An 11,447-nucleotide genomic window follows, 5' to 3' on the forward strand; every position below is an offset into this window, starting at 1 on the left:
GCAAAATAGGCGGAAGAACCGGGCTGTTCATCCTCCTATTAGCTGTTTTATCTCTAACCTATGGCATTCACCCCTTCCGGCCGGCTCGTCGCCAGGCTGCCGATGATATATGCTGCTGTACCGCAGGTCAACCCTACAAATACGGGGTGGATGAGGGGGTAGCCGTAGAAGTACCAGACCACCACCGAGAGGAAGGAGGCAAGCAGGCTGGCAATGAAGCCGGTCTCATTGCCTCTCTGCCAGAAGATGCCCAGGAACAGTGGCACCAGGACGCAGCAGGCGATGATACCCATGCTGACCGCCACCAGGGGCACGATCTGTTGTGGCACATTGATTGCCGAGACGGCGGCGATGATCAGTATTGCCACCCCAATCATGCGGGTGAGTAGGAGAACCTTCCGGTCGGCAATTCCTGGATTCAGATAGCGCAGGATGTCCGAGGTGAGGGAGGTTGCAGTGACCAGCACAATGGCGCTCATGGTGGACATGGCGGCAGATATGGCTGCCAGCAGGATGATCCCGTCAAAGCCCTTGGGCAGGATCAGTGTGGCGACGAATGGCACCAGGCCGTCGGGATTCTTGAGGAATGGAGCTATCTGCTCGGCGCTCAATGCTCCATAGGCCAGGATTCCCAGGGAGAAGATGCATACTGAATAGATGGCGATGGAGATGGGTCCGTAAATGCCCGCGAAGCGAACGACCCTCTTGTCCCGGGCGGAGAATATCATAATCAGCAGATCGGGAAGGGCGAGCAGTCCCAGGCTGATGGAGAAGGCCTGTCCAAATGTCTGCTGCCAGGGGATATTAAGGCCATTCATGCTGAGCACATCAAGGGGAATTCTCTCCCAGATATCCAGTCCGCCGCCAGCGGAGATCAGGCCGCCGTAGAGGAAGACGGCCCCTATCAGCATCAATACGCCCTGGATGAATCCCACCCAGATTATCGCCGGCAGCCCGCCGATGGCGTAGTAAATGGCCACTATGGCTACGGTGATCAATAGACCCTCCAGGTAGGATACGCCAATCATTCCCTGAAATAGGGTAGCGCATCCTTTGAAGATGGGGACCAGGTATACGGTATAGAGGATGAGCATGATGATAGCAAGTATGACCTTTCCCAGGGGAGAGTTGTATCTTCTCTCCAGCAGCTGGGGAACCGTCTTGGCATCGTACTGCTTTGCCATGGTCCAGATCCTCCCCGCCATGATCCAGGCGATGCAGGCGAATCCGACATGAAATAGGGAGCAGAAGATCACCCAGGGCATGCCGGCGGCAAGTCCGTAACCGCCTCCTCCCAGGAAGGAGGCTGCGCTGAAGTAGGCAGCAGTATAGGCAATGCCGATGACGGCAGGATAGGCGATGTTGCGGTTGGAGAGGACAAAGCCTGAGAATGTCCCCTGTCGCAGCTTAAGTGAGAGCAGGATTATCGCCAGGACGTAGGCCAACAGCAGCAATTGATTAATCATGGTATTTCCTCATTAATATAAATATAGTTGTGGATATCATAACTATAAGAGCGATCAGTAGCGCAATGTAGGGGGTGGGCATGCTCATTTTTTCTCACCCTGAAGTAGTCGATCACAGAGCAGGAGAAATGGCTGATCTGTGTCCCTCCATATCGAATTCATGTCTATGTCATTCTCCAATTTTGTACCTTAATGCACATTTTTGGACAGCGTATTGCTGCCTGGTTTAAAAAGCTTGTCTTCAGCCTCCGATCGGAAGATAGAAGTAGTAGCAAGATACAAACATAACAATAAATGAGGTGAAACTCTATGGAGCCTCGAATTCTTAAGGTCGGCGAGAAGGTCACAGGCAGATATAGCGGCATGGAGCTGGGCGAGAGCAGGAAGTTCTTCCGGGTGAAGCTCGGGGAAGAGGAGTTTTATCTGCCAAAGGACGTGGGGAACTCCCTTCTTAAGAGCCATCAGATGGGCAATCAGCTGTTTACCATTCAAAGGCAGCTGGATGTCTATGAGATAAAGCCGCTCATTGGTGCGCTGGATTAGATGGGACTGAAGCCTTTTGGACTATCCCTCGCTCCCGGCAAAATGGCCATATATGAATCGCATGACTCTGATGGCATGATGAAATAGATCGGCATATTCCACTTAGCTATGCTTAGCAATATTTATATAAGATTTCATGCTCAAAAACATTGATGATTCAGAATATGGATATCTATCGTCTGAATTTTAAGTCCATATTGATATAACATCCTTCTATTCTAGCTCTGCCAAGAGCTTCCTTGGTCTGATTATCGCGTAGGATGTCGATAGGAGGGCGGAGAATATTTCGTTAGTGCAATGGCCGGATGATGCTATTGTATTTTTATCTTGTTTAATAATTAATAAATGATTGAAATTACGGATCGGAGGTGATTCGTTATGATGAACCGCACCATGAAACTGCTTATGCTGTCGGATATATTCGTCCTCACCGGATTTGGACTGATTCAGCCCATAATTGCCATTTATATTAATGGTGGCGGTGTAGCTGGAGGCAGCATGCTTTCCGCGGGACTTGCCAGTGCTCTCTTCCTATTCACCAAGTCCCTGGTGCAACTCCCCTTTGGCCATTATGTGGACAGGCAGTCTGATAAGACGAAGTGGCTGTTCGTGGGGACGATTCTCATGGCTGGTGTCCCCCTCATCTATGTCTCTGCCAGCAGCATATATCATATTTATATCGCAGAGGTTATTTATGGATTGGGAAGCGGACTCGCCTATCCAACCTGGCTTGGTTTGTGGTCTGCAAATCTCGATAAGGGACAGGAGAGCTTTCAGTGGTCAGTATACTCAACTGCTACCGGCCTGGGCACGGCAGCAACCGGGGCGTTGGGTGCAGCCGTGGCCAGCTTTGTTGGCTTTTCTGCTACTTTCATCCTGGCGGGAGTTCTATGCCTGTTGGGTTGCATAGCCCTGTTTTACCTGGATTATAAGAATGGCTGGAGGAGGATAATGGCAATGCTCGTGCCCTCTATTTGCTGGGGCGGCGGCAACTCCCTCCGAAAGCTTTCAGACCTCCTCCACGGGAAGGGTCGGCACAATTTCGGCCTATGCCTCTATGGTTTAGCAAAGCCCTCTTTCATATATCCTCCAAAAGACCACAAAGCCGATATATATCCTGATCCAGAGCGCCTATCGAAAGGCGAATGAAAATGCTTATTGGAATAGATGTCGGCGGAACCACCACTGATGCTGTTTTGGTGGATGGCAGCCGGGTGGAGAAGACGGCCTATGTGCCTACGGATCATAATGATCTGCTGGGATGCTTGCTGGGGGCTCTGGATGAGCTGGTCAGAGGAGTGGACGTCAGCAAGATCGAGAGGGTGGTTTTAAGCACCACTCTGATCACAAATATGATTGCCGAGAAGAAGACGGATCCTGTAGCCTTGGTCTTGATCCCGGGTCCGGGGACCAATCCTCAGGACTACAACCTGGGCCCGTCCATCATTCTTGATGGGGCCATAGACTTCCGGGGCAAGGAGATCGACTGGTTGAACGAATCCCAGATAAAAGAGGCAGCCGCCAGGATAAAGGAGAGTGGAGTCTCGAGGGTGGCAGTGGTGGGAAAGTTCAGCCAGAGAAATCCGGCTCACGAGGAGAAGGTATCCCAGATCATGTCCCAAATCCTGCCCGGATCCAAGATCGAGCTGGGCCATCGGGTATCTGGTCACCTCAACTTCCCCCGGAGGGCGGCCACCACAAAGCTCACCCTGGCCACCAAAGAGAGCTATGCGAGGTTCGCTCTTGCCATATCCAGGGCTCTGGAGGAGAGGCGGATCACCGCTCCCGTTTATATCCTGAAGGCAGACGGCGGAACCCTGCCTTTGGAGGGATCGCTCCAGATGCCAGTGGAGACCATCTTCTCCGGGCCTGCGGCCAGCATCATGGGGGTCATGGCCCTGACTCCTCCCGGCCAGACCTCCGTAGTGGTGGACATCGGCGGCACGACGACAGACCTGGCTCTCATCCTCTCCGGCAGTCCGCTGCTCTCCTCTAAAGGGGCGCGAGTGGATTCTATGCTGACTCATGTGCGCGCTTTTGCCGTAAGGTCCGTGGCCATTGGCGGGGACAGTGCAGTGGACGTCGCCGAGGACTGCCTGACAGTGGGCCCGCAGAGAAACGGCTCGCCCTTCTGTTTGGGGGGTACGGGCCCCACTCCCACCGATGCTCTGCGCGTCTTGGGTCGGTCGAGCGTCGGCGACCTGGAGCGAGCAAAAGAGGCGATGGCAGGGGTGGCAAGCAGGATGAACTGCACTGCAGAAAAGGCAGCAGAGATGGTGTTAGATTCTGTGGTGGAGAAGATCGCCTCACAGGTCAATGAGATGTTTCGGGAGTGGGAGCAAGAGCCTGCTTATCGCATCTGGGAGATCATGAAAAAGGAGAAGCTCGAGGCGCAGAATGTGGTTGGGGTGGGGGGAGCTGCCCCCGCTCTGGTGCCCCTCATCGCCTCCCGGCTGAAGGTGGCCTCGATTGTGCCTGAGCATGCTGCGGTTGCCAATGCCATTGGTGCTGCCGTTGCCCGGCCTACCATCACCCTTAACCTTCATATCGATACCGAGAGGGGTGAGTATGTGACTGCAGAGGATGGGATCATGGGCAAAGTGAATGAGAAGCAGATGTCTCTGGCTCAGGCTGAGCAGCTGGCCCGGAGGCTTCTCGTGGAGAGAGCAGGCCGCCTGGGGATTGAGGAGTATGCCGCTGAAGCTCTGGTCACTTCAAGCGAGGTCTTCAATATGATTCGGGGATGGTCGACGGTAGGAAAGCTCCTGGACGTCCGAATGGAGATTCCTGCTGGCCTGCTATCCTCATGGAGGTGCACGTAAATGGCTTCTAATGCAGGAGCGGGAAAGACCGGCCTGATATTCTTCCCCGCCTTCGACTGGGCCATCTCGCCCACCCATCCAGAGAGAGAGGAGAGGCTGCTTTATACCCGGGACCAGATCTTTGAGGAGGGGCTGATGGACCTCCCTCAGATCGAGGAGTACAAGCCCCGATTGGCAGAGAACAAGGACATCGCTCGCACCCATTTCTGCGTTCCAGATGTGGAGAGCCAGGTGACCGAGGCCCATCTCATTGCCGCCGGAAGCACCCTCACCCTGGCCGATGCCCTGGAGAAAGGGGAGATCAGAAATGGCTTTGCCCTGGTGCGCCCGCCAGGCCACCACAGCATGCGGGTGGTGCACGGCAACCGGGGATTTTGCAATATCAATAACATGGCCATACTGGTGGAGTACCTGAGGACCAAATACGGCCATAAGAGGCTCGCGGTGATCGATACGGATGTGCATCACGGCGACGGCACCCAGGAGATCTTCTGGCATGATCCCGAAGTCCTGTGCATATCCTTCCACCAGGACGGGCATACCCTCTATCCTGGATCCGGTTTCGTCAATGAGATCGGCGGGCCGCAGGCACTGGCGCGCACCCTGAACGTTCCCCTGCCTCCGGGCACCACTGACGAGGGGATCCATTATGTCTTGGACAACCTCATCCTGCCCATACTGGAGGAGTTCAAACCCGATCTGGTCCTGAACTCCGCCGGCCAGGACAACCACTACACCGATCCTCTAGCCAATATGCGCTTCTCTGCCAATGGCTATGCCCGGCTCAATGAGAAGCTTGCTCCAGATATCTGCGTCCTGGAGGGAGGCTATGCAGTGGAAACCGCGCTTCCCTATGTGAACACCGGCATCATCCAGGCCATGGCCGGCCTTGACTACTCCCATGTACGCGAGCCGGATTATGTTCCGGGAGCCTTTGTGCAGACCGATGCCATGTGGCGGGAGATCAAAAAGACGGTGGACCAGGTGAATGAGGCCTGGGCGAAGAGGGAGGAGATGGTCCAGATGGCCCTGGAGAGTCTGGGCGACTTCTACCGCCGGAAGAAGAGGGTCTTTTACGATACGGACATGATCAATGAGAGCCAAGAGGAGTCGGTCAGGCTCTGTCCGGACTGCCCGGGATACATGACCATCACCAGCTCTGCCCAGAGGGGATATGGCACTTTGAACAATGCCTTCTGCGTCTCCATCCCTCGTGGCGCCTGCTCGTCCTGCCGGGAGGATGCAAAAGAGGAGTATGAGGAGCATCTGGAGGACCGGAGGATTGGGTATGTCTATCTGCAGGACAAGGACCGGGACAAGTTCAAGTTCTGCAACAATATGACCCATACCCAGAAGGGGTACTGAGGGCCAGGCATATTGAAAGTTGGGCCATACTGGCCTATACTTGCCTTTTTATCCTTTCTTTTATTCTCTATTTTCCGGTTGTTTCTCCTGGAGTCTGCGAGCTGTATGAGCGATAGAGCAAAGGAACTGGAGGAGGCGGCGGCATCGATCGACGCAGCCTCCCTTGATACGGCCAGGAAGGGGATCGTCACCGGCTGCCAGGAGCTGATCTACTGGCTGGAACTCTTATCCCGCCGCCTGGAAAAGGTCCCGCCCGAAAAGGAGCATAAGTTCGCCCGCGCTTTCTCTCTTATAATGCTCGGCCACTTGCCCACCCGGCCCGGGACCTGCCCTTTTTGCGTCCAGTATGGCCAGAGCCGAAGCTGCCGGGGTTGCGGCTATGCTGCCACTCACGGGCGCTGCGATTCAGATCAGTCGTCTTTCAGCCTGTTCATCGAGGCCTTCAGTGAGTTGGGAAGGGTGATTTATCAGGATACAGGAGGCCTGAACTGCCATCCGGATGATGCCCGACTGAGGCTTGAGCATTGCATTCGCTCCTCTCGCCTACTGGCAGCGGATATGATGGAGGATATTGATTCCTCCTCCGCCGAGCGGCTGATGGAGAGGAAGGCCAGGTACCTTGGGCAGATGATCGATCTTTTGCCGAAAGAGCTCTTCGGCCCGGAGATAATGGAGAGTTGGCGTCGGGTGCGTGAGATGCTTCGCAATTACTGGTAGTACTCAGTCTGCTGTAAAATAGTCAAATCACATCTCAGCTCAGATGCTGCACGAAGAGCTCCTCATAGAGCCTCTTGACGTTTTCTGCAGTCTTAGTCATCTCCGGGAAGCCCTGGTAGTTCATCGCCTCCTGCACGTCCTGGGGAAGGCGGAGCTTGTACTGGCTGCGGGAGAGGAACCAGCCTTGCTGGGCATAGTAGCGGGAGAGATACTCCTGCTCCGTCTGGCCGGGGGTGGGGATGAACAGCCCATGCTTTTTGTCCAGCTCCACCATCTCCATCATGGTGGTATAGCCGGACCTGGTGATCAGAAAGCGGGCCCGGTTCATCAGCTCCACTTTATCCTCCGTTGATAGGTAAGAGTGAACTGTGGTATGCTCATCCAGCTTCTCGTGCCTCTCCTTCTGAGGGCTTCCCAGGAGCACCACCTTCTCCCCGGGGAGCTTTTGCACCTGCTTCATGATGATCTCCTCCAGCTTCGTCCTCTGGGGCTCGGGTCCTGAGACGATGATCAGATAATCCAGGTCTTCATCCAGATTCATCTTCCTGGTGCTGGTGAAGATTCCGGCGAAATAGGCTCTTTTGTTGGTGGCATCCAGGCGTGATCGGCTGAGCTTGCCGCTCAGGTTCGGCTGGCCCGCCCAGGGATAAATATCCGGCACAATGACTCCGTCGAACTTGACATGAACGAAGCTGTTCACGGGAATGGTGAGCATCTCAAAGGGGTAGAGGTACTGGGGCAGGCTGAAGCGGAGCTGATGGGAGATGAAGTAGCTGGGAATGTCGTGGCTGTAGACCCCCATGCGGTTGTCGCTTATTATCAGATCAAACTTATTCACAGAGAGGATCTCGTCCAGCTTCTTTCTCTCCCTGGCCAGAGCGCGGAGGAGGATGGGAATGCTGGCAGCGAACTTGGGCAGGAAGAACCGGGTGGAGCTGTAGGGGGCAGGATAGTCCTTGAATGTTATGAAATCGCATTCCGGGAATTCCCTCTTCAGAAGGGTCAGGGCATTGCCGCTGGTGCCAATGGTGACCTCGTGGCCCCTTCGTATTAGCTCCTCAATGATGGGAATGTCCCTGGTGGAGTGGCCCAAACCCCAGTTCAGAGGGCTCACGAATACTTTTCCCATGAGGCGGGAGATCAAGCTCTAGGTATAAATCGTTTTCTTGATAAGAGCTAAATATCAACCTGTTCCACCAATAGCCCGTGTACGAGCAGATAGTTCAAGCCGTCGACAAGATGAAGAAGGGAAGCCCTGGCTATGAAGGGATCAGCGCCATCCTGAATAGATATGCCAGGGGCGAGATCGATCTGGATGAGGCCTACTACGACCTCTTGGAGGCGGAGCTGATTGCTATGCCCAAGAGGTGCGGCATGTCCGCAAAGCGCCCGGTGACTGCAGAGGACGAACTGCGCCTGAAAGAGAAGATCCATGAGAAGATCAAAGAAGATCTCCATTAGACGGCCAACAGAGATGCAAAGCAAAAGCGGCAAGGGTAACAGGTCAAGAGCATATGTTGGGAATAAGCGTTACTGAATTGAGGGACCTGGTCGTATCATTGATCGCCCTGGTAATAGCCTTCTCGGTGCTTTTTGGAGGGGCGATGCTTGATATGAATATGATCATCGTCTCCACTCTGGGTGTTGCCAGCGGATTTCTCCTCCATGAACTGGCTCATAAGTTCACTGCCCAGCATTTTGGATATCTGGCCGAATACAGGGCCAATCTCTGGGGCCTTGGTCTGGCGGTGGCTTCAGCCTTCGCCGGCCTTCTCATTGCCGCTCCGGGAGCGGTGATGATCAGCCGGTCCCGGCCCCCTGTCCAGACATATATTCAAGACAGCATGTATGGCTCTACCGTCTCTGATCCGTTTCATCGGGAGGAGCTGGCCAGCCAGCTGAAAAGAGAGATGCTCTTAATATCTCTGGCCGGGCCGATGACCAACATCGTGCTGGCGGCTTTCTTCTTCATTCTGGGGATGAGCGGTCTGGCAGATGGCGAAGTCTGGGCGCAGGCGATTACATTTGCCCTCTTCATCAACCTGATCCTGGCGGCCTTCAATATGCTGCCCTTCGGACCCCTGGATGGAAAGAAGATCTTCGACGGCGACCGGCGGGTCTGGGCTTTGATCGGCCTGCCTGTGATACTGATCGCTCTGCCGATCTATCTTGGAATTATATAAAAATCGGCTCCTCGCTATTTTGCATGGGTGAACTCGAATCGCAAATTCTCTGTGTCTCTGTGTCTCTTTCCATGAAAACACGCCTAAAATCCGGGGGATATCAGCCACCACTCCTCGGTTTACCTTCTCCAATGCGAACCACATTATTGGCCACCAGATCCAGCCAGGTAAGCTGTGAGGTAGAGGATTTTCTATCGAAATCGAAGTCCAATCTCTTCTTCTTGAATCCTTCTTCTTCCCACATCTCGCGATTGACAAGAAGATGGTGTATCATGCTGAGAATTTTCCTGGAGAGGGCAGTAATGGCCTTCGGCTTACCTTTCCTGCGCAACAATCGGAGATATACCTTTTTGAGTCGCGATTTATTTGTCTTTGATGCTCCATGAGCCACCTGATTTAAGATCCATCTAAGGCCTTTTGGACCATGTTTTGTAATCTTTCAAATAATATTATTCTCATTCTACTCCCGTGCAAGCAAAATCAATCCAAGTATAAAAACTTTAAATTTTAAGATCACGTGTATTACTTCTCTAAGAAAACTATTTATCCATTCAAGTTATACATTTCCTACTTGTGGGAGAAATGACATGGCAGGGCTGAAAGGAAAACACATCTTTGGCTTAGTAACGGTTGGGGAGAAAGGTCAGATCGTCATCCCAAGCGAAGCCCGGAAGATCTTCGATATCAAGCCGGGTGACCGCCTGTTGATGCTCGGAGATGAGGAGCAGGGAATCGCGATTGTAAAGAGCGAACTGTTCATGCAGTTCGCGAAGGAAATTTTCAATGCAAAGGAATGCAGGGAGGAAGACAATTGACCGAAATCCGGATAGCCGGCCTGACAAAAAGGTACGGGGAAAGGACCGCGGTCAATAATCTTAACCTTACTATACGAAAGGGCGAACTGTTCGCGCTGCTCGGAATGAACGGCGCCGGCAAGACCACAACCATCAAGATGCTCTCGTGCCTCACTGTGCCCACTGCCGGGGATGCCATCCTGCTGGGTGACAGTATCGTAACCGGTCGCTCTGCAGTAAAGAAGAAGGTCAATGTCTCGCCGCAGGAGACTGCAGTCGCCCCGAACCTGACTGTTATGGAGAACCTCGAGCTGATAGCCGGGATATATGGCAGCGACAGGAAGACCGCAGGGACGAAAGCAGCCAGGATGCTGTCGGTATTCGGTCTCGATGAAGTTGCCGGCAGTAAGGCAAAGACACTGTCGGGCGGGATGCAGCGACGGCTCAGTATCGCAATGGGGCTGATCTCGGAACCGGAGATCCTGTTTCTGGACGAGCCGACACTCGGGCTCGACGTACTTGCACGGCGTGAACTTTGGGACACGATCAGGAAACTGAAAGGTGAGGTCACCATCATCCTCACGACACACTACATGGAGGAGGCGGAGGGGCTCTCGGACAGGCTGGGGATAATGGCAAAGGGCGAGCTGAAAGCGGTAGGGACAGTATCCGAGCTCGTATCCCTCGCAGGAGGAGCCCGGACGTTCGAGGACGCCTTCGTGGCGCTCGCAACGAGGCAGGGAGCGGGGGCATGAGGTTCCTTGTCTTCGCCTCGCGCAACTGCAAGGAGATCGTCAGGGATCCACTAAACCTTGCATTCGGCTTCGGCTTTCCGATTGTCCTGCTCCTCATGCTCACCGCCATACAGGCAAACATACCGGTAAGCCTGTTTAGGATCGAAGAACTTGCCCCGGGAATGGCTGTATTCGGCCTTGCGTCCATCTCCCTCTTCTGCGGGATGCTGATTGCAAAGGATAGAAGCACGTCGTTCTTGATGCGGCTGTTCACATCGCCGCTTTCCGCATCTGATTTCATTCTCGGCTACACTTCCCCGATGCTGCCGATTGCAGTCATGCAGTGCGCCATCTGTTTTGCCGTCTCCATCTTCCTCGGGCTGGCAATGAATGTCAACGTGCTGGTCGCGATTGCAGTCCTCATCCCGGCAGTCGTCCTCTTCATCGGCATCGGGCTGATGGCAGGGACGGTCTTAACCGACAGGCAGGTGGGCGTCATGGTCGGGGCAGGGCTCACGAACGCCTGTGCATGGCTGAGCGGGATATGGTTCGCCCCCGGCCTTGTAGGGGGCTGGTTCGAATCGGTTGCCTATGTGCTCCCGTTTGTCTATGCTGTAAATACAGCACGTGCTGCCATAGTTGGCGACTATGCTGCAATCTTCCCGCAATTATGGTGGGTGATCGGGTATGCAGTCGTGATCATGACCACCGCGATCTTTATATTCCGGAAAAAGATGGACAACGACGACATGTGACTGGCACATAAGTTCACTGCCCAGCATTTTGGATATCTGGCCGAATACAGGGCCAATCTCTGGGGCCT

The 11,447-nt window shown here is 54.0% G+C and carries 13 protein-coding genes; 10 read left to right on the plus strand and 3 right to left on the minus strand.

Annotated elements, in window-relative coordinates:
• Positions 1–53 precede the first annotated feature (53 nt).
• Positions 54–1,466 carry a sodium:solute symporter family protein gene (locus BP822_RS05880; RefSeq protein WP_273271807.1) on the minus strand — a complete coding sequence of 471 codons (1,413 nt, stop codon included), beginning with the start codon at positions 1,464–1,466 and terminating at the stop codon, positions 54–56.
• 309 nt (positions 1,467–1,775) lie between these two features.
• On the opposite strand from BP822_RS05880, the gene BP822_RS05885 reads away from it, so the two are divergent.
• The 5 genes from BP822_RS05885 (at position 1,776) to BP822_RS05905 (ending at position 6,913) form a co-directional block, all read left to right on the plus strand.
• Positions 1,776–2,009 carry a hypothetical protein gene (locus tag BP822_RS05885; protein WP_048132087.1) on the plus strand — a complete coding sequence of 78 codons (234 nt, stop codon included), beginning with the start codon at positions 1,776–1,778 and terminating at the stop codon, positions 2,007–2,009.
• Between the two features lie 381 nt (positions 2,010–2,390).
• Complete coding sequence (locus BP822_RS05890) at positions 2,391–3,158, plus strand: MFS transporter (RefSeq protein WP_286877945.1); 768 nt, start codon at positions 2,391–2,393, stop codon at positions 3,156–3,158.
• A 2-nt stretch (positions 3,159–3,160) separates the two neighbouring features.
• On the plus strand, positions 3,161–4,831 hold the full coding sequence (locus tag BP822_RS05895; protein WP_286877946.1) for a hydantoinase/oxoprolinase family protein: 1,671 nt from the start codon (positions 3,161–3,163) through the stop codon (positions 4,829–4,831).
• The gene (locus BP822_RS05900) at positions 4,832–6,196 is read left to right on the plus strand and encodes a histone deacetylase family protein (protein ID WP_273271811.1); all 1,365 of its coding nucleotides are present in this window, start codon (positions 4,832–4,834) and stop codon (positions 6,194–6,196) included.
• A gap of 105 nt (positions 6,197–6,301) precedes the next feature.
• Positions 6,302–6,913: a hypothetical protein gene (locus BP822_RS05905; protein WP_286857818.1), complete on the plus strand. Its 612-nt coding sequence runs from the start codon at positions 6,302–6,304 to the stop codon at positions 6,911–6,913.
• 34 nt (positions 6,914–6,947) lie between these two features.
• Here BP822_RS05905 and BP822_RS05910 read toward each other — a convergent pair whose 3' ends face one another.
• Positions 6,948–8,042: a glycosyltransferase gene (locus BP822_RS05910; protein ID WP_286857819.1), complete on the minus strand. Its 1,095-nt coding sequence runs from the start codon at positions 8,040–8,042 to the stop codon at positions 6,948–6,950.
• Between the two features lie 77 nt (positions 8,043–8,119).
• Between BP822_RS05910 and BP822_RS05915 the strand changes: the two genes are divergently transcribed.
• Complete coding sequence (locus tag BP822_RS05915; protein ID WP_013719327.1) at positions 8,120–8,374, plus strand: hypothetical protein; 255 nt, start codon at positions 8,120–8,122, stop codon at positions 8,372–8,374.
• A 53-nt stretch (positions 8,375–8,427) separates the two neighbouring features.
• Positions 8,428–9,096: a site-2 protease family protein gene (locus BP822_RS05920; protein WP_286857822.1), complete on the plus strand. Its 669-nt coding sequence runs from the start codon at positions 8,428–8,430 to the stop codon at positions 9,094–9,096.
• 100 nt (positions 9,097–9,196) lie between these two features.
• On the opposite strand, the gene BP822_RS05925 is transcribed toward BP822_RS05920, so the two are convergent.
• Positions 9,197–9,370, minus strand: coding sequence for a hypothetical protein (locus tag BP822_RS05925; protein ID WP_276838272.1), 174 nt, complete (start codon positions 9,368–9,370; stop codon positions 9,197–9,199).
• A gap of 313 nt (positions 9,371–9,683) precedes the next feature.
• On the opposite strand from BP822_RS05925, the gene BP822_RS05930 reads away from it, so the two are divergent.
• From BP822_RS05930 to BP822_RS05940, 3 genes are read left to right on the plus strand one after another with little or no spacing between them, the layout of a single operon-like run.
• The gene (locus BP822_RS05930) at positions 9,684–9,911 is read left to right on the plus strand and encodes an AbrB/MazE/SpoVT family DNA-binding domain-containing protein (RefSeq protein WP_273271816.1); all 228 of its coding nucleotides are present in this window, start codon (positions 9,684–9,686) and stop codon (positions 9,909–9,911) included.
• Positions 9,908–10,645: an ABC transporter ATP-binding protein gene (locus BP822_RS05935; protein ID WP_273313347.1), complete on the plus strand. Its 738-nt coding sequence runs from the start codon at positions 9,908–9,910 to the stop codon at positions 10,643–10,645. The genes BP822_RS05930 and BP822_RS05935 overlap by 4 nt, the downstream gene beginning before the upstream one ends.
• Positions 10,642–11,379 (plus strand): ABC transporter permease, encoded by a 738-nt coding sequence (locus tag BP822_RS05940; RefSeq protein WP_273271818.1) that lies wholly within the window; start codon positions 10,642–10,644, stop codon positions 11,377–11,379. The genes BP822_RS05935 and BP822_RS05940 overlap by 4 nt, the downstream gene beginning before the upstream one ends.
• Positions 11,380–11,447 lie beyond the last annotated feature (68 nt).

This window comes from Methanosaeta sp. UBA458 (genome assembly GCF_002496085.1).
Lineage (GTDB): Archaea > Halobacteriota > Methanosarcinia > Methanotrichales > Methanotrichaceae > Methanothrix > Methanothrix soehngenii.